General features: G+C 66.8%; 17 protein-coding genes and 1 pseudogene. 8 read left to right on the top strand and 10 right to left on the bottom strand.

Features of this window, described 5'->3' with window-relative positions:
* Positions 1-38: 38 nt before the first annotated feature.
* The 7 genes from Q0Q02_RS17305 to Q0Q02_RS17275 all read right to left on the bottom strand — a co-directional run bounded on the left by Q0Q02_RS17305 (position 39) and on the right by Q0Q02_RS17275 (position 7,516).
* Positions 39-1,253, bottom strand: coding sequence for an AAA family ATPase (locus tag Q0Q02_RS17305; RefSeq protein WP_293811153.1), 1,215 nt, complete (start codon positions 1,251-1,253; stop codon positions 39-41).
* 8 nt (positions 1,254-1,261) lie between these two features.
* The gene (locus tag Q0Q02_RS17300; RefSeq protein WP_293811151.1) at positions 1,262-2,200 is read right to left on the bottom strand and encodes a hypothetical protein; all 939 of its coding nucleotides are present in this window, start codon (positions 2,198-2,200) and stop codon (positions 1,262-1,264) included.
* 123 nt (positions 2,201-2,323) lie between these two features.
* Entirely contained in the window at positions 2,324-3,271 is a 948-nt protein-coding gene (locus tag Q0Q02_RS17295; protein WP_293811150.1) for a hypothetical protein, read from the bottom strand.
* A 128-nt stretch (positions 3,272-3,399) separates the two neighbouring features.
* Positions 3,400-4,398, bottom strand: a complete 999-nt coding sequence (locus tag Q0Q02_RS17290) for a hypothetical protein (protein WP_293811148.1) — start codon at positions 4,396-4,398, stop codon at positions 3,400-3,402.
* A gap of 118 nt (positions 4,399-4,516) precedes the next feature.
* Positions 4,517-5,518: a hypothetical protein gene (locus Q0Q02_RS17285; RefSeq protein ID WP_293811146.1), complete on the bottom strand. Its 1,002-nt coding sequence runs from the start codon at positions 5,516-5,518 to the stop codon at positions 4,517-4,519.
* Between the two features lie 117 nt (positions 5,519-5,635).
* The gene (locus tag Q0Q02_RS17280) at positions 5,636-7,042 is read right to left on the bottom strand and encodes an exonuclease domain-containing protein (protein ID WP_293811144.1); all 1,407 of its coding nucleotides are present in this window, start codon (positions 7,040-7,042) and stop codon (positions 5,636-5,638) included.
* Between the two features lie 12 nt (positions 7,043-7,054).
* The gene (locus tag Q0Q02_RS17275) at positions 7,055-7,516 is read right to left on the bottom strand and encodes a hypothetical protein (protein ID WP_293811142.1); all 462 of its coding nucleotides are present in this window, start codon (positions 7,514-7,516) and stop codon (positions 7,055-7,057) included.
* A 638-nt stretch (positions 7,517-8,154) separates the two neighbouring features.
* Between Q0Q02_RS17275 and Q0Q02_RS17265 the strand changes: the two genes are divergently transcribed.
* The 3 genes from Q0Q02_RS17265 to Q0Q02_RS17255 are packed head-to-tail and all read left to right on the top strand — an operon-like array spanning position 8,155 to position 11,033.
* Entirely contained in the window at positions 8,155-9,987 is a 1,833-nt protein-coding gene (locus Q0Q02_RS17265) for a hypothetical protein (RefSeq protein ID WP_293811139.1), read from the top strand.
* A 15-nt stretch (positions 9,988-10,002) separates the two neighbouring features.
* Complete coding sequence (locus Q0Q02_RS17260) at positions 10,003-10,395, top strand: hypothetical protein (protein WP_293811137.1); 393 nt, start codon at positions 10,003-10,005, stop codon at positions 10,393-10,395.
* Positions 10,392-11,033 (top strand): hypothetical protein, encoded by a 642-nt coding sequence (locus Q0Q02_RS17255; RefSeq protein ID WP_293811135.1) that lies wholly within the window; start codon positions 10,392-10,394, stop codon positions 11,031-11,033. Before Q0Q02_RS17260 ends, Q0Q02_RS17255 begins: the two co-directional genes overlap by 4 nt.
* Positions 11,034-11,369: 336 nt before the next feature.
* Here Q0Q02_RS17255 and Q0Q02_RS17250 read toward each other — a convergent pair whose 3' ends face one another.
* Together Q0Q02_RS17250 and mobC are read right to left on the bottom strand one after the other, a co-directional pair.
* A complete protein-coding gene (locus Q0Q02_RS17250) occupies positions 11,370-12,953 on the bottom strand; it encodes a hypothetical protein (RefSeq protein WP_293811133.1) in 1,584 nt (527 codons plus the stop codon).
* Positions 12,954-13,051: 98 nt separating this feature from the next.
* Positions 13,052-13,417: a plasmid mobilization relaxosome protein MobC gene (gene mobC / locus Q0Q02_RS17245; RefSeq protein ID WP_293811131.1), complete on the bottom strand. Its 366-nt coding sequence runs from the start codon at positions 13,415-13,417 to the stop codon at positions 13,052-13,054.
* A gap of 307 nt (positions 13,418-13,724) precedes the next feature.
* On the opposite strand from mobC, the gene Q0Q02_RS17240 reads away from it, so the two are divergent.
* From Q0Q02_RS17240 to Q0Q02_RS17220, 5 genes are read left to right on the top strand one after another with little or no spacing between them, the layout of a single operon-like run.
* On the top strand, positions 13,725-14,189 hold the full coding sequence (locus tag Q0Q02_RS17240) for a hypothetical protein (RefSeq protein WP_293811129.1): 465 nt from the start codon (positions 13,725-13,727) through the stop codon (positions 14,187-14,189).
* Entirely contained in the window at positions 14,190-14,957 is a 768-nt protein-coding gene (locus tag Q0Q02_RS17235; RefSeq protein WP_293811127.1) for a hypothetical protein, read from the top strand.
* 4 nt (positions 14,958-14,961) lie between these two features.
* On the top strand, positions 14,962-15,471 hold the full coding sequence (locus Q0Q02_RS17230; RefSeq protein WP_293811125.1) for a hypothetical protein: 510 nt from the start codon (positions 14,962-14,964) through the stop codon (positions 15,469-15,471).
* A 27-nt stretch (positions 15,472-15,498) separates the two neighbouring features.
* Positions 15,499-15,825 carry a hypothetical protein gene (locus tag Q0Q02_RS17225; protein ID WP_293811123.1) on the top strand — a complete coding sequence of 109 codons (327 nt, stop codon included), beginning with the start codon at positions 15,499-15,501 and terminating at the stop codon, positions 15,823-15,825.
* Complete coding sequence (locus tag Q0Q02_RS17220) at positions 15,822-17,246, top strand: hypothetical protein (protein ID WP_293811121.1); 1,425 nt, start codon at positions 15,822-15,824, stop codon at positions 17,244-17,246. Before Q0Q02_RS17225 ends, Q0Q02_RS17220 begins: the two co-directional genes overlap by 4 nt.
* Positions 17,247-17,447: 201 nt before the next feature.
* Here Q0Q02_RS17220 and Q0Q02_RS17215 read toward each other — a convergent pair.
* A pseudogene (locus Q0Q02_RS17215) lies at positions 17,448-18,077 on the bottom strand (hypothetical protein); the annotation flags it as partial.

The following is an 18,077-nucleotide window of genomic DNA, read 5'->3' as shown; positions in this document are numbered from 1 at the left end:
TTCTGTCGTGTCGGGCTTCCTCGGGGGCATTCCCGTTCTCACCCTCGCTCCAGTTCACATTCGTTCTTGCCTCTCGGCCGGATGAACCCGATCCGCTCCCTCGCGCCCTCCATGCCAGCGAGCAGGATCGCCTCTGCTGCAGCGACATCGGCAACGGTGAGTTGGCGCCGCCCGGCCTCGGCGGCGAAGCCGAGCGCCAGGGTGACGAGCCGCCTGATCCCGCGCGGATTGGTGGTCGCGAGCCGCGCGACGATATCCTCGTCCGGCCGGGCGAAGGCATCGCCATGCGCGGCGATGATCTCGGCGGCGATACGGTTGGCGATCGCACGCAGCACGGCGCCATTGGGCCGCGCGATCGTCACGACCAGAAATCTGTCCTGGATGAAGGGCGGCAGAGCGTCGAGATCATTCGCCGTTGCCAGGACGAGGCAGCGCGACAGGTCGAACGGCACCCGCAGGTATTCGTCGACGAGGGCGCAGGCGTTTTCCGGCTCGAGCAGGTTCAGAAGCGCGTTGTAGGGCTTCTCGGTTGAATGGGTGACGAACTTGTCGATCTCGTCGAGGACGATCAGGGGATTGCCGGTTTCGCCGCCGAGGAGCGCCTCGGTCACCACGCCCATCCGGGCGCCCCGCCAGGTCGGCGGGTGGCCGATGAGCAATGCCTGCGCATCAGAGTTGGTCGCGCAGCTGAAGGCATGCTGCTCGGCGCCGAGCGCGGCCGCAAGCCGGCGGGAGAAATGGGTCTTGCCCAAGCCCGGCGGGCCGACGAGCAGAATCGGCGGGATGGCGATGCCGGTACCAGTCATGGCGGAGAGCGCAACGGCCCGCTCGATCAGAGCAATGACCTCGACGAAGCCGGGGCAGTCCTCGCGCAAATGGCCGAGACGCTCGCGTGTCCCGTCATCCGCGACGACGAGACGGCGCCGCGGCTCCTCGTGCAGGAGCGCGCGCAACTGCTCCAGCCGTGTCTGCTCGTCGCTGGAAGCGGAGGCAGGGGACGGCCCACCCTCTCCGAAGTCATCACCGAGATGGGCAAGCCTGATCTGCTTGAGAAGGGCGGTCCGATCGAAGATCGCGATTGAAGCACCGCCCGCAGGCTCGGCCGGAGCTGGCTCGTCGAGAGGCGGCTCGTCCGGCGCCTCGGGCATTGTGTGATCAGGGCGCTGATTACGCAGATGTTCGAGCAACCGCTGCTGATCGAGCTGGCGCAGCGTCGCGATGGCTGCGGTGTCGTAGGACGGAATCGTGGTCATCATCGGCCTCACAGCTCGACGCCACTGAGGTGGGTCACGAAGCGTCCGCCCTGTCGGGCGATGCGGCGCCCGACCCCGAGCGCGATCTCGACCAGAGCGCGCATCGGATCGGGGTCGTCGGCGCGCTCGGAGGCGAGCCTTTCCACTTCCAGCTTCACCAGGAGATCGTCGGAGTTGCGCGCCGGCCATAGACCGATCCGGCAAAGCTTTGCATAGGCGAGGATGAGCGCACCGCGACGGCCGCCGTACCGGAAGGGCGATGGAGGCTCGGCCTGCGACCAGGCCTCGATCGCCGCGAACAGGGTTCGTGCCTCGTCGAGCAGCGTCACGAGATCGGGCGGGGCGTTGAACCATTCGTCCAGCGCCAGCCCCTGTTCGAGGTGATATATATCGGGCGCGGTGCCGTCGCTGTCACCTGGTTGTGGCAGGACGGCGCCGCTGAAGCGCCGGGCTGCCTCTTCCATGCCGGGCGGAATGTGCGCGCCGATCACGAGGCGCGGCTGGCTGTCGGCGAAGGACCGCCGCAGCGCCCGTTTCATCAGCTCGGGATCATGGACGCCGATGCCGTTGCGATATTGTTCGCCACGCTCCTTCGTGAGCATGGCCCGGGCGAAGTGATCTTCAGGAGAGCCTGGCGGCACCAGCAGCATCGCGATCCCGCCGGCATGGGCGAGGAGCGCGAGCGCATTGCCGATGTCGACCATGTGCTCCAAGGCCGAGGGATCGGCCTCGGCGAGGCTGAGGAAGCGCTCGCATTGCTGCGTATGCACCAGTGCCCGGCCGCGCAGGTCGAGGAGCGGCGGGAGCCGCTCGAGCAGCGCGGCATGGTACTCCAGCGCGTCCGGCATCGTCGGCAGGAGCGTGTCGAGCGCCGCGAGATCGTCGGTGATGGGCACGGTCTCGGTCGTGAAGACGAGGTCGCGCAGGGAAGCGGTGTTGTCGGTCATGATCTGGATTGTCCTGAGGGGTCGGCCTGTCCGCCCTTTCCCCTTCCCGTCCTCGCCACGACGAAAGGCGCGCCATGCGGGCGCGCCTCTCCATTGTTTGAGCCTATCGCGGCGATGCGGCTGTCAGTCGTGCTCGTCTATGTTTAGGAACCGGGTGCTCTGACCGGCCACCGTCTCGCCCTGGCCGAACCCGATTTCCCAGAGCGCGCCGAGGCTGTCGGGATCGGCGTCGCGGGAGCGGACGAGATCACGGGCGGCGGCTTTCGCGGAGACGTCGTCGTAGTAGCGTGCCGGCCAGAGCGCGACGCGGATCAGCCTGGCATAGGCCAGGATCAGCCCGCCTTCGATCGCATCGAGGGTCACGGCATCCGGCTCGGCGATGGCGCGCAGTCCGTCGACCAATCCCAGCAGCCGCTGGGCGCTGCCGAACAGGCCGGCGAGATCGGGCGCGGCCTCGAAGTACGCCTTGAGGCTCCCGGCCTTCTCCAGCGTGTGCACGGCGGGAACACCGGGCTCGATTGCCTCGACCGCCTTCGGCTGTAGCGCCCCTACGCGGCGCGCCATGGTCTCGATCATCTCGCGGATCGCGTCGGCTCCGGCCGGCATCGAGATGTGCGCCGGCCGCCGCGGCAGGTCGCCGACCGCGCGGCTCGCCAGCGCGAGGTCCTCGCCATCGCCATGGCGGCGGGCGTGCCGCAGGAGGTTTCGGCCGAACTGCTCGCGCGCCCAGGCATCGTCCTCATTTCGCGCCGGCAGGAGGAGCAGTGCCAGATTGGAGGCATTCGTCAGGATCGTCAGCGCGTTCGCGGTGTCGATCCACGCCTCGACCTGATCCTTCTCCAGGGCGATCAGCCCGATCAGTCGCCGAACCTGCTCGGTGTGGGTCTGGCCGCGGCCGCGCAGCGCCAGCAGGCTCGGGGTCTGGTGGCGGAAGAGAGCGAGGGCTTCGACTTCGGACGGTGCCGCGGGAACGAGGCGCTCCAGGGCGGCGAGGTCGTCGATGACGGGATGCAGGGTCGGATCGAGGACGATGGTGCTGAGCCGCTCGTCGCGATGGCTGGTGATCTTCATGATGCTTCTTTCTATCCTTAGGGGTGACCTGCTCTCGGCAGTCGCATTCCCTCCCTCTCGCGGAATCGAAAAGGGCAGCGCCAGTGCGGGCGCTGCCCCTATGTTGATGGTCCTCGACAGGTCGTCTGTCAGACGAGCTCGCTCCAGTCGAAGGCGAGCCTGTCGCGCGAGTCCGGCGGCAGCGACTTGATCCAGGCGGCGTCGGCCGTGACATGCCGGATCGCGGCCTGCATGTGGATGGGATCGCCGACCTCGCCGCGCAGGTTGACCAGAGCGACGACCTCCTTCTTGAGCGCAAGCGCCGCCCGATTGTGCACCGGCCAGATCATGACCTGCGCCGCGGCGAGGTAGCCGGCAATGCGGGCGCCCTCGGCCGCGATCATCAGTTCGCCGGCGTTGTCCGGTCCCCGCTGCGCCAGTGCGACGAGCCTGTCGCAGGTCTCGAACATCTTCCGCGCACGGCCGAGCAGATGATCGAGATCGGGCGCGGCCTTCGCAAAGCTGACCCAGTCGGCGACCTGGTTATGGGTGAAGGTTGGCGGACCGCCGCGCAACGGCAAGCCCTCGACGAGATCCCAGCGCTCCAGTGGCCAGTTCGCAAGCCCCCGGCTGTAGCCTTGGGGCGCGGACGGCGCCGGAGGCAACGTCAGCTCGGGCACCGAGAAGGCAGCGCGCTTCCAGCGCAGCCGCCGCGCATGCGTCGGCTCCATGGACGAGACGAAGTCCTTCACGTGAGCGTGGTGCAAAGCACCCGTGCGCTCGGCGAGCGCGAGCTTTGCCTCGGCCTGGTCGAGGTCGTCGGCCGGCCAGGTCGCGACCAGCGCGACGAGGCTGAGGGCCATGATCTGCAGCCCACCGCAGGCGAAGTCGTATTCGTCGTCGCCGAGCTCCTTGCTGAGGCTGAGCCTGAACTCCTCGTTCTGGAGGGCCTTGGCATTCCGTGCCGCCGCCTTCAGGTCGATCGCTTGGCGGCGGAAGGCCACGAACTCGTCGAGGCTGGGATCGTCGCCGCCGGCGATCTCCATCGCGAGCGCGATCGGATCGCGCAGCATCTTGCCGTCAGGCTCATCCACCGGGCCGCCGCCGTGCGGGGCGAGCGAGCGCCCGCCCTGGTCATTTTTTGTCATGTCGGGATCTTTCGTGTGGGTTACGACCATCTGGCCGCATCTCCCCACCGCTCTCCGGAATCGACAAAGGCGCCCCGCTTGGAGCGCCTCCATCAGGTTTCCGTCCTCCGATCAGCTGTCAGACGATCGGGATCCACTCCGGATCGAGCTCGAGCGTCGCCCCGAGCCGGAAGCTTTTCGCGATCCAGTTCGCCTCGGAGGTCAAGTGCCGGATCGCCGCCTGCATGTGCAGCGGATCGGGTCGCGAGGCCCGCTCGTTGACGAGCGCGACCAGCCTGAGCTTGGCCTCGGCATCGGCGGAGTAGCGCATCGCCGGCCAGATCGCGGCGCGTGCCGCTGCCAGATAGGCGAGGATGCGGGCGCCCTCGGCCGCACGGCGTAAGCGTCGGGGATCCTCGGTGGTGATCTCCGCCAGCACCATCAGCCTATCGGCGGTGGCGATCATCCGCAAGAAGCGATCGACCAGATCGGAGAGCGTCGGATAGGTGTCTACGAACCCGGCCCAACGTGCGATCTGTGCATCGCCAAGGGATGCATCACCTCCCGCCAGCGGCAGTGCATCGACCAGGTCGAGGCGCGACAGCGGCCAGGTGGCAAGACCACGATCGGCCATGGAGGGAGCGACCGGGCCGGGCGGCACGATGAGATCTCCGACCGTGAAGGCGGCACGATGCAGCCTGATGCGGGCGGCATCCTCGACCGAGAGCATCGGCGCGATACCATAGTCGGTGTCGTCTCCATGCATGCGGGTCTCCCGGGCCAGCGCCCGCTTGGCGTCGGCATCCGCGACCGTGTCGGTCGGCCAGATCGCGACCATCGCGGTGCAGCTCAGGGCCACGATCCTGAGCCCGACCCGCGCCATCTGGATCTCATGGGTCTGTTCGCGGCCATAGGGCAGCCGAGCCGCCTCGTCGTCGCAGCGCTTCGCCTCGCGGGCGAAGAGCGTGAGGTCAGGCGCGCCGTCGCGGAAGGCGATCAGCTCGGCGAGCGAGGGATCGTCGCCGAGCGCGTCGGTCACTCCGGCAAGCGGGTCGCGGATCGGCCCGAGCGGGCCACCGCCTCCATCCTGGCCATCGTCGACCAGCGGCACGAGGCCGCGATCCTGGTTGGTCTTGGTCATGTCGAAAACTTTCTCATAGGGGTTACAGCCATCCCGGCTACGCTTCACCTCCGTTCCCGGAATCGATAAAGGCGCCGTCGCCGGCGCCTTCTTCGTCATCGACAGGTGCCTGCTCGCTCAAACGGCGAGCGCGAAGAACCGACCGCGATCCTCGAGCCAGCGCTCGATCGCATCGAGGAGCGCATGTCGATCGGCATCGTCAGCCGGAAGGGCTTGACGCAAGGTCGCGACCTCGCCGAGCGCCTTCGGCAGCGTCAGCCAGGGGACGTCTGCCTCGGTCGTCAGCCGATCGCGCAGCCAGGCCTGGCCCTTCTGCCACGCCAGCGGCGAGAGCGATTGCGGCGCCTCCAGCAGCATCAGCCGGTTGGCGAAGGCTTTCAGCCGCGCGTCACGAAAGCCCGCTGCGATCGCGGGGCGATCCGGCCAGGGCGAAGCATGCCAGCGGGCGCAAGAACGGGCATCCTCATGCGAGATGAATCCTCCGGAATAGAGCGTCGCCTCGTGATGGGGCGAGGGCTCGCGATCGGCGAAGCGGCTCGCCAGGGCCGTGGCGAGGTTCGCCCGGAACCCGGCATGATCGCGGATGCGGGTGGCGCGCTCGTGGTAGAGCGCGAGATCGCGGCGATCCTCCGGCAGAGTGTGGCAGCCTTGCTCGTAACCGACCAAGATCGGCTGGGCATTGGTCTTGACCGTCCGGATCGGCTTCGATCCCGCTCTGGAGAAGAGCACGACGATCTCCTCGGCCGGGCGATCGAGATACTCCGCCGGATCGACCGTGAGGTCGGCCACCGCCCAGGAGGTTGCGACCGTCGGGTTCGCCGTGACGCCGACCACCGGCGTCAGTCGCGCGGACCCGCCGAGCAGCAGCACCTCGCCGCCCGCCATCATCCGGTGCGGCACGCCCTTGTCGGCGAGGCCGAGCAGCATCGCGACGGCGGTCGGAGCGACGTCCCGCAGATACCGCAGCAGGGCGAGCGTCGCCTTGGTGTCGGCCATGGCGTCATGCGCCTCGTCTTCCGAGAGCGCGATGCCGTTGGCGCGGCAGATTTCGCCGAGCCTGAAGCTGGGCTTGCCGTTGACGCCAAGCGGAACGGTGATGGCGTCGGGCTCCAGCATCGCCACCGTCCGCACCATGGTCAGCAGGTCGGCGCGGCGATGGCCGTTCAGCGAGGTCGCATAGATCGGCATCAGGTGGGTGAAGAAGGCGTGCCGCAGCACCTCTTCGTCGAACCGCAGCGTGTTGTAGCCGATGATCGTCGCGGGCGCCCAGGCCTCCAGCGCCCTGGCGATGATGCCGAGCATCTCGGTTGAGGACAGGGGGGCCTGCTCGAGCTGCTCGGGCCGGAGCCCGGTGGTCAGCAGCGCACCGGGCGCCGGCACGATATGGCCCGGCAGCCGGCAGCGCAGCGAGAGTTCACCGAGCGGCCGAAGATCGGCATCGGCCTGGATCAGCGCCGCCTGCAGCGGCAGGTTCCATTGCCGTTCGAGGCCGGTGGTCTCGAGGTCGTAGATCACGAAGGACATGGGGTCAGGTTCTCAGTGCCGGCTCGGCGAGCCGCCGGGCTCGACCGCCACCTTCGTCAGGTTGATGCCGAGTTCGCGAGCATCCTGCTGCATCGCCGCCTCGATCATCCAGGAGGTGCGCGTGCGGCGGATCTCGTCTTCGTCGAAGGCCATGGCCTCATAAACCATGATCTTGGTTTCGAAGTGCTCCGTCGCCCGCGCCGGCGCCTCGGCCAGCAGGAAGGCGAAGAGGCGGGCGGTCGCCCGCGCCCCTTCAGCCAATTGCAGAGCGGTCAGGCCGTCCTGCTCCGGATACGCCCGCTCAGCCTGCTGCTCCAGCAGCAGCGCATGCGCCATTGCCTCCTGCCAGAGCCAGTAGAACCGCTCCGGCCGATCCGTCGTCAGCCGGTAACTGCGCCGATAGCGCGCCAGATGATCCGCGCTTGGGCGCGCCTCGTCCCGGGCGGTGTCGCCGCCCTCGTTCATCCTCGTCATTCCCATATCCGTTCGGGCACGTTTCAACCCGGAACGGCTCTCTGGGCCTAAGTTCTCGGGGGTTCCCAGGATCGGGTTCCGATCTCTGCCCCTCTCATCGATCCATCGTCGCTTTTTGGCATCGATGCGCAATTCTGGTCCTTCGCCGCCATCCGGAGGGTTCGGTTCGGGGTAGTGACGAGGTATGCTCCACGCGAAGATTACGTTGGCCTCTAGTTGTGCAGGTCCATACTCCAGAGCAACGGCCTTCAACCTAATGACGAGGGATCGAGCCTTTCACCCGCTCTGGCAGTTCCTCCTACGCGACATGCAAAGACTTTTTGGAAGCTGCCCGCCGCATGGTGCAACCGTGACCCAACGAGTTCCAGGCGCAGCTTGAGCAGGGGATCGGCCGAATCGGCGGTAGCCTATATCCGTAGGCATCTGCGGAACCGGCCCGGCGTTATGGTGCGCCCTGCGAGCGTGGCTGTTTTGGGGACGCTAGGAAAGGTTGAAAAGGAAATGGCGGACACCGTCCATCCTGCGATCCGATCACGGATGATGGCTACAGTCCGGGGGCGTGACACGCACCCCGAAATGGTCGTGAGGCGCGCGCTTCGCGGAAGTGGGACAGCAAGGGCCCGTGGGGCTGGACCCTGATGCGGCGGCGCCCGGGCGACGGCGTGCCCATCGCCGAGTATTTCAAGCCGGGCGGCACCGAGAAGGGAGGCATGCCCACGGCCGACCTCGACGCGGTCTTCCCACTGCGCAACCGCAACGGCGACCGCTACCCACGCTGCTCGATCACCAGCGGCACGGTCGTGAAGCTCTACGACTTCCACGTCGGCTCGAAGTTCATGGGCTTCCGTGGTGCGCGCGAGAGCCTCATCGAGCACCTCGCCGACACAATCCTTCCCTTCAAGATCCTGGACCTGCGGCAGACGCCGACCACGGGAAAGGGAGAGGATCGCGCCCTGGGTGTGGACCCTCGCTACTTTTTCGGCATGGAGTTCCAGCTGCGCCGCACCCAGAAGGACGAGAGCGGCGACGTTCCGGAGGAGGATGACGAGGCGGCCGCGGAGGACGAGAAGATCGGTGTCGATGTGATCGACGATCCGCGCCTCGGCCGGGTCGAGATCTCCGCTCTTCGGCTGAAGCGTACGCTGCCGGGGTGGCTCGCGAGCTCGAACAACCGCGTCTTCCACACCGTCAACGGACAGGTGCAGTTCAAGCAGACCCGCGGCTTCCTGACGAACTGCAAGCTGCCGGCGCTGAAGGATCGCGTCGTGGTCGTGGTCGACGCGAGCAATCTCACGGATGCCGCCCACAACGACGTCTGGAAAGCGGATCGAGAGAGCGTCCGGGAGACCGGCAAGGGCGGCGTCTACAAGGACCTGGTCCGCGACGCGATCCAGAACTCGAAGACCCTGCAGGACCTGCAGAACGTGATCGCGAAGGAGGAGCTCAAGACGGCCGTTGACGAGAAGTCGAACGACCTGTTCCAGAAGCTCGTCGAGGGCGACAAGTCGCTCGCCGCGCTACTCGGCGCCCGCCTGCCTTCGCTGTCGATCAAGGGGGCGTCGGGCAAGGACGCCAAGGACAGCGACAAGGGCAAGGGTAAGGGCAAGGGCGAGAACGGGGGCGGCGACGACGAAGATGCGCCGTACGTCGGCAAGTACAGCCCGACCTTCCTGACCGCGGACAATCGCTTCCGAGAGAAGGGACTCGATCTGCCCGTCAACAAGAGCCGGCCCGTCACCTTCGAGACCGACGTCCGGAACGACTACTTCGTCCGCGACGAGAACGAGGGACGGCTCACGCTCTCGGATCCCTCCATCACGAGCAAGTTCGTGATCCGTCGCAGCCTCCGGGACGGCCGCCTGACCGTCTACTTCAATCCGGTCGAGGAGCAAGTGAACGTCGGCGACAGCTTCACGTTCGAGGTCGGCCTCGTCGACGACGCGATGCCGGCGGCGGTCACGGAGGAGATCACCATCCGGATCGGCGACGTCGAGAAGGACGTCGCGAAGGCGAAGACCAAGGACAAGGAGAAAGACAAGACCAAGGGAAAGGGCGCCGAGAAGCCGAACGTCGGCCTGCCGCCCTATAAGCTCCTGACGCACGACGGCCGGGAGGATGCCGGCCAGCAGACCGAGAAGTGGCCGGAGGGCTTCGACGACCAGGACGGCGGGTTCGTCGAGGACCTCGGCGAGGGCAAGCTCTACTACATCAATCTCGATAACACGTGGCTGCAGAGCTATCGCAAGGCGCAGCGCGGTACGATTCTGAAGGAGGGGATCACGCAGAAGTACATCCTCGGGATGCGCGTGTTCCTTCTCGGCATCGAGAGGGCCCTGGCGTCCATGCAGGACGACGAGGACTTCGATCAGGATCGGTTCCGGAGGCTGGCCGCGAAGGGCGCGTCGTCGACCATGCTGACCCTGTCGGACCACCTCCCGAAGGTCATCACCCCCGTCGCGGAGGTCGAGTGACGCCATGACAAAGAAGTGGTCCACAAGGCGCGCTTCGACAGCTACGACGTGAAGCCCGCAACCCCCCGCTGGAGCTGGTCCGGCAAAAGCGACGACGGGAAGACCGTCGCCGTCACGTGCTGGCAGGACCGGTTCGAAAAGGGCATCGACCTCTATCGGTCGCACACCCACCTCGGCGAGACCGGGTGGCAGAGCCGGCCCGGCCACAACGAGCTCATCCTCAACCTGGCGTGGGCCCGGGACAACTGCGACGGGGTCGTCCGCATCATCATCGCTACGCCCGTGGACCCGAACGCCAGCCCGCGCTCGATCAAGGAGTGCTTCCCGCAGCCTGATTTCAGCATGAGTATCGTCAGGCTCGACGAGGCCTCCGGAGACTTCGAGCTTGAGCGGATCAAGGCCGCATGACGGCTTTCCTGCACATCATCTGCATCGATGTCGGAAGCCCGGCCAAGATCGGCTGGGCCGACGATGCCGGTCGGATCGGGTCCGGCCTCGACATGGGGGAGGCGCTCGACCGGGCGGCAGCCCTTGTCGCGCAGGGACAACCCGTTGCGGTCGGTTTCGAGGCGCCGATCTGGACGCCGCGCCGAGCCGAGCTCGCGCGCATCACGGGCCGCCGCGGCGGGATCGAGACGACTTACAATCGGGCATGGTCCGCGGGCGCAGGGACGGGAGCACTGGGCGCAGCGCTGGCGCTCATGCCATGGACCTTCGCCCGTCTCCGGAGCGTCGCCGGCGATTGCGCTGTAACGGTGGACCTGGAGCGCTTCCGCGACGGATCCGTCCCTCTGTTCGTTTGGGAGGCCTTCGTGTCGGGTATCGGCAAGGGCGCGTCCCATCACGATGACGCCCTGCTTGCCGTGAAGGCCTTCGCCGCCCGATGGCCGGACCTCGAAAGCGACGTGCTGCCCGAACCCGCCCTCAACCATGCGATCAGCGCTGCGGCCGCGTCAGGCCTGTGCACCGATTCGTCCGAGCTCGGCATGCCCGCCATCGTAGTCGGAGTGAGGCCTGTAACCGTCCTCGAACCGATCAAGGCCTAGGCGCTCGAAAGTTCGAGATCGTTGGGGCCCCTTTTTGGGACAGGATCGCTGCCCCGACGATGCCGCCAATGTTGACGGCGAGGGCAAGATTGGGCGCATCGGCTGCCACGCTCGTCACCCGCACCGGCAGTTGAGCCATTCGGCCCATGCTAGGGCCGATCTACGCGCAGCACAACATTTGGGGCGAAGTTTCGGAAGTCGCCCCGCAGGCTGGTCGAATAGGAAAGGATATTCGCCGTATAGCAAACGGAACCCATCCGGATGTCACGGCGAGAACATGCAGGTACGAACGGAAGCAGGCCGGCGCAAGAGGCGCGCCGGTCCTGCGGCGCGTCACTAGCGCTCGACGCCGCCGCGACGCGAGGCCTGCCGCGTGCGGACGGGCTGACGGGGAGCCTGTCCGGTTCCGTTCGGATCGGGCTGGCCGCGACCGGCGACGAGACGGGTCGCCTGCTGGGCGCGCTGCCGGGCCAAGGCCTGCAGCCCGGCCGTGCTGGCTCGCAGCTGTGCCTCCTGGCTGCGCCGCAGCTGCTCGGCCCGGACAGCCTGAGCCCGTGCGGCACGAGCGGCCCGCATCCTCTCCTCTCGGGCCTTGTGCTGCTGCTCGGCGATACGCCTGGCGACGGTGCGCTCGCGGAAAAACCGTTGGCTCTCGCGCTGAATCTCCCTGGCCATCTCGGCCCGCTCCAGAGCGGCGGCCTGATTGGCGGCGGCGCGGACGCGCTTGGCACCGAGGTAGTTCGGCAGTGCGGCGACAGCGATGCCGGCGGCGCCGAGCGCGGTAACGAGGCCAGCTCCGGTCGCGAACAGGCCGACGGCCACCAGGTAGAAGGCAGCCTTTCTGATCCTGCGATCGCCAAAAACCTTCGCGGCGACGAAGGCGCGATTGACCCGCGCACGCCGAACCCGGTCGCGTTGGCGATAACGCTCGCGAACCCGGCCCTGCCGAGCCCTCAGATCGGCCTTCTCTTCGACCGACAGCCGAGCCGCGAGGCGTTCCCGGCCCTTCCGCGCCTTGGCTGCCTCCTCGCGGTCGCCGTCGAACTTCATCTCGTCGATGAGGCGATCGAACTCGCCCAGCAGGGCGTCGATACTGCGCTGTGGCGCGTCCCGGCGCAGTCCGGCCTTGACCTCGGCTTCGGATGGCAGCTTCCCCATGGCGGCGCCGATCTCAGGCTCCCGGAAGCGCTCCGCCTCGCCGCTCGCCTTTCGGACCCGGTTCAGGTCATGGGTCAGGCTGGTCGCGACCAGAGTCTCGGTGTCGATCAGCCGGACCAGGGGTACGCCGGCGACGCGCTTGTCGCCAGCAGCCAGACGGAAGCCGAGCTTCATCAGTTCCGCCGACAGTTTACGGATGTCGCCGTCGCATCGACGCCAGGCTTGCAGAAGCCTTGCGTCGATGAGATCGAGATCGGCCTCGAGCCGATCGGCCTGCTGGCGCTCGGCCTTCGACCGGCCCAGACCTTTCTCGGCAACAGGACCCGTGGCGGCGATGTCAGCGAGCTCGCCGAGACCCCGCTCGCGCAGCAGCTGCGCGACGCGCTCGACCCGCAGGCTCGGCGTCAGGCCCTCGCCGAGTTCGATCTCGAGGCGCCGCGCGATCATCTCGTCGCGCTCGGCCGAGCGAACGAAGCGCAGCGCCTTGCCGGTCCCCGGCACGACCATGGAATAGTTCACATGGAAGTGCGGCGCACGATAATCGCCCTTCCTGTGCTCCACGACGTGCCGGGGCACGTCAAAAGCGATGCCGTACTCCTCCTCGAAGACGGCCAGTACGCGCTCCAGCGCCTCGGGGCCAAGCGGGAGCTTCGGCGCGATCTTGAGGTGGACGATGTCGCGCGTCACCCGACGATTCCGGCGTGCGAGCGCCGCCATGATCCGCAAGGCCAGCTTCGTGTCGGCGGGAACGTCGCGGATCATGTCCGCGCGGATGATCACCTCCTTGTTCGAGCCGCGCCCGGTCTTCTGGAGATGCCGACCGAGCTCGCCGATCTTCCTCGGGGTGGTGATGATGATCATCAGGCGTCCTCCTCGATCTTGAGCAGGTCGAGCACCCGGGCCATCAGCGCCTCCGTTGCCGCGGTCATCGTCGCGATGTCAGCGGCCACCGAGACCAGCGAGCCGGTGCCGTTCGCCAGCCTGGCGAGCTGGTTGAGGTTCCTGCCGTGGGCGCGAAGCTCGCTGAGCACCTCGCCCAACAGCTCGGCATTCGCCGCGGTGCGCCGGACTGCCGGCGCCCTTACCTTCGAGCCGAGCAGCCGAAGCAGCTGCGCCCTCACCCAGGCATTGGGCTTGAGGCCGGCCGCCTCGGCCACCGTCGCCAACAGTCTGGCCGTGGCCTCGTCGATCCGGAACGAGACGAAGAACGGATACTGGCCGCCCATCGGGGGCTCTCCTTTGTGTTTGCGGCGCAGCCGGCGCCGTCAGGCGCACCGGCTTGCCGGTTGGGGTGCACGGGGATCTCCCCCTGCCGAGCCTCGAAGTGCGCAATCGAAGATTTGTGCACATCGAACGAACTCGCCCCTTCAAGAAATCACAAACATAAAATCAATCAATACTTATTTCTCTAACCTGAATGCAGCTAAATGCATTCATATAACATCCGTATTCATCTCGGATGCCAAAATATATTTTCAGTAAACTCTATTCATGACTTCGCAACCCCATCATCTTGACGACAGGAGTGAACCGATGACCGACGACGAGTTTTCGAAGCGCATCAAGAAGGCCGACGAGGACGTGCGGGCCTATGCGAATGGGCGCAGCACGACGTTCCGCAGCCATGCCCATGCGGTCCGCATCTTTTATCCCCAGATCCTCAAGATGCGGCAGGTTGACGCCTCCTGGGAGGTGATCGCGCCGCAGCTCAAGCAATGGAGCGGCCGCGACGTCGCTCCGGCCACGATCAAGCAGTACGTCACGGACATCAACGTCGGCCGGATGAGCCGCGAGCTGAGCTCGACCGCCCGCCCGCAGGCGCAGACGCCCTCCGCGCCGCCTGCCGGCGCTTCCCATTCGATTCAGGATTCCCGCGAGGACCAGCCTCGCGAGGAGCGCAGCGGGACCACCACGTCGGTGCCCGATTCCGCTGACGACCAGCCCATGCCGGGCGGTTTCGATCCGGGCGCCGACTTTCAGAAGAAGAGGAAGACCTAGATGACCACCAGCACGCTCAGGGCGCCGCCGCACGCGCTCGCCCACTCGCCGCCGAACCGGGACACCTCCCGCTTCGATCCCTCCAGCCTCTGGCCGGTCATCATGACCGTCCAGCCGAAGGGCGGGAGCGGGAAGTCGACCAGGTTGGCGGAGGTCGCCTTCCACCTCGTCGAGGCGGGGCTCTCGCCCTGGATCATCGATCCCGACAAGGCCAACCCGGACAACTACCGGGCCCACCACACCGAGTTGAAGTGCGAGTGCATCGCGATGGACCGCGAGCACGGTTTCACCTCAATCGCCCGGCGGATCGGCGACACCCGCATCTCCGGCCCGATCCTGATCTCCTGCGGGGCCGGTCTGGAGGAGGTTTTCAAGGAGAACGCCGGCACGCTCGATCTCGCCGCGTCCCGCGTCGGCCGCCGGGTCCTCGTCCTGGTCCCGATCGATCTCGACGTGGATTCGCTCAACCACATCGACGACATGCGCGAGGCGATGCCGGGGGCCCAGTTCTTCATCATCCGGTCGCGCCACTTCGGGCGCCCGGAGGAGTTCGAGGCCTTCAACGATTCCGACCTCGGACGCGGCTTCATCGCCCAGGGGCGGGTGATCGACCTCCCCGCCATGCCGGCCGCTCTGGTGCGCCGGTTCAAGTCGGACCGCATGTCTTTGTCTGCGGTCGCCGAGAGGGGCGACATCGGCGAGGTCGCCGCCCTCGACACCTGGCGTCCGCGCTCGCGCGCGGCCCTCGCGCCGATCCTCGACTGGTGATGTGATGGATCGCGAGGATTTCGACAATCTCTCGCAGGACCTGCTCGGCCGCCCCGTCACGGCAGCCGAGTTCCAGGCCCTGCTGCACGCCGCGACCACGCTCAGGCTGGCGGCCGGCTCGCCGGTCGCGGCTATGCTCGTCCTCTACCAGTCGCTGAAGACCGAGATCGCCGAGGCCATGGCTGAGCGGATCGGCAGTGCCGAGGCCCGTGCGAAGGCGCGCCGTCGTGCCCGCATCCGGGGTTGGATCATGGGGGCGGTTCTCGGCTTCGGCTGCGGCGGGCTGGGTTACACCCTCGCGACGCTCCAAACGCTCGGGCGCGACCGGCAGACGCTTCATTGGGCGCTCACCCCCGAGGGCGAGCGCGCCCGGCGCATGTCGAACAGCGGGCTTCTGAAAGCCCTCGAGGACTGCGCGATCCCTGGGTGGGTCCGGCAGGATCACTACTGCCTGCCTGGCGTCGATCCCGCCACCGGCACCATGCGCTGGATTCCGACGCGCAACCTTCCCTGACCACCCCCCGAACGAAAGGCCATCATCATGTTCAAGGATCAGTATCCCGCGACCTATAGGGCCGCCGTCGCCTATCGCCGCGAGAACGAGCGTCGAGAGCGGATCAAGCGGTCTCTTCTCGAAGCCATCGGCTGGACGCCGCCCGAGGCGATGGCGATGGCGACGTCCGACGCGACGCCGGTCCAGGCGACCGAGGACGAGGCCAAGGATTGCAGGGTGCAGTCCCTGCGCCTGACCATCGCTGACGTCGCCGTGGTCGACATCCGCATCCGCCGCGACGGAAATGCGCTCATCGCCGACATCGATCTCGAAGGCGGGCACGCGCGACAGGCTGATCCGGAGCGCGCGTCGTGAGCGACGAGGCGACCCCAAAGCCGACCGACGCCGATCTCCTCGTCGCCATCGGCGAGAAGGAGGCCAGGCTGTCGCAGTGGCAGTCGCGGGCCTATGCCACCGTCGATACCGCCAAGGGGCGGCGCACGTTCCAGGTGCTCGGCCCCAGGCTTCCGACCTGGCTGCGCCTGCGCTTCCGCGAACAGTATCAGCGGACCCCTTCGGCGTCTGCCGTCAAGGCTGCGATCACGGCGCTCGCCGACCTCGCCAGCCTCGCGGACGAGGTGCCGGTCTGGCTGCGCTCGGCTTCGCAAGACGGCAAAGTCTATATCGACCTCGGCGATGACAGCGGGTGCGCGGTCGAGGTCGACGAAAAGGACTGGCGCCTCGTGCCGTTCCCGCCCGTCCGCTTCATCAGCAGCAATCTCGGCCTGCCCCTGCCGAGGCCGCGCCGCAACGGCGATCTCGACATGATCCGCGATCTCCTGAACCTTCCGGATGACGCCTCTTACCAGCTCCTCATGACCTGGTGCGTCGCGGCGCTGATGCCCGCCGGCCCTTATCCGCTGATCGCGATCGGCGGCGAACAGGGTTCCGGCAAGACCCTTCTCGCCTCCATGCTCCACGATCTCGTCGACCCCAGCCGCCTGCCGCTCCGCGCCCTGCCGCGCAACGAGCGCGACCTCTATATCGCGTGTTCCAATACGCATCTGCTCGTCTACGATAACATCTCGACCATGGGCGACTGGCTGAGCGATGCTTTCTGCAAGGTCGCCACGGGTGGCGGCATGGCGCTGCGCCAGATCTTTACCGACGATGGCGAGGTCTACTTCCGGGCGATCAAGCCGATCATCCTCAACGCCATCGAGGACGTCGTGACCCGACCCGATCTCGCCGATCGCGCCATCGTCCTGAACCTGCCGGCGATCCCGGAGGAGAAGCGCATCGACCCGGCCGCGTTCGCCGCCCGCTTCGAGGCCTGCCGGTCCGAGGTGTTCGGCGCGCTGCTCGACCTGATGTCCTTCGCGCTGGCCATGATGCCGACGATAACGCCCGAGCGCCTCCCCCGCATGGCCGGGTTCGCCCGCATCGGCATCGCCATCGAGGGATGCTTTGGTGTCCCGGGCTGCTTCATGGCAGCCTACGACGCCAACCGCGCCGCCAGCTCCTCCATCGTCGCAGAGAGCGATCCCCTCGTCGGCGCCGTCAAAGCCTTCGTCGCGACGCAAGGCGCCTGGCAGGGCAGTGCGACCGACCTTGCCGCGCTGCTCGAACCGCTCATCCTTCCGCCCAGGCGCCTCGAACCGGCCGCCCTCGGTGGCCATCTGCGTCGCATCGCGCCCGTCCTGCGTGCCAGCGGCATCGCGATCGGATTCGCCCGCGAGGGAAAGGGACGCGATCGCGTCATTACCATCGCCTGCAACGCACCCTCGACTCCGTGATCGCAAAAGAACCGTCCGCTCTGTCCGCCTGTCCGCGGATTTGGAAGCGGACAGGCGGACAGAGCGGACGGCTCAGTGCCTTTACCAGCTTCTCTAAAATCAGATTTGTTACCTGTCGCGAAACGCTTTGAAACGAAATGCCGCAGAGTGAAGAACGCACACCTGTGCACCTGCTGTGTCAGCCGATGCGTTGTATGCGGTTCAAGAGAGCTTTGCCAAGATCGCTTGTAGTCCGTCGATCGGCGGACGGGCGCCGGCCAGAAGGCTCAGGGACTGCCGGAACGTCGCGACCTGAAACTCGGCAGTGTGCGCGTCAAGCCCCAACTCAAGTCGACGACCGGCCTCAAGGATGTCTCCACCGAGCAGACAGAGCTCGGCGGCGTCAAAATGGCTCCAAGGCTCGTCCTGCTTTGCGTCACTTTGCGCCAACCGCAACCGTCGCGCCCTACGCAGAGTTCGAACATCCTCGCCAGTTAAATCGAGCGACCCGCGCAGGGCGACGCGGAGCTTGAGCATGTTGAGGAAGGGATAAGGATGGCTGTTGGAATAGCGGTTCGACGCCTCGTAGCTCTCTAGCGCCTCCTCCAATCGACCGGCTCGCTTTAGGATCCCACCCAGGCTCGCGTGAGCGTCGAAATCATTGGCGTTTAAGGCGATTGACCGTCGTAGCGACGCTTCGCCTTTGGCATCCTCGGCCCGTTCCGTGCCCGCCAACTTGTTTTCCGCGATGCCCCGTTCACGCCAAGCTTCTGCGTAGTCCGGAAGCATATCGGTGACTAGGGTCCGGACCCATAAAATGGTTGGCGCTGCCGGCTGGGTGTGATTCACGGC

Source organism: uncultured Allobosea sp. (genome assembly GCF_945956895.1).
Lineage (GTDB): Bacteria > Pseudomonadota > Alphaproteobacteria > Rhizobiales > Beijerinckiaceae > Allobosea.
Note: the sequence above shows the minus strand (reverse complement) of the source record. Positions and strands in the feature narration are given on the sequence as shown.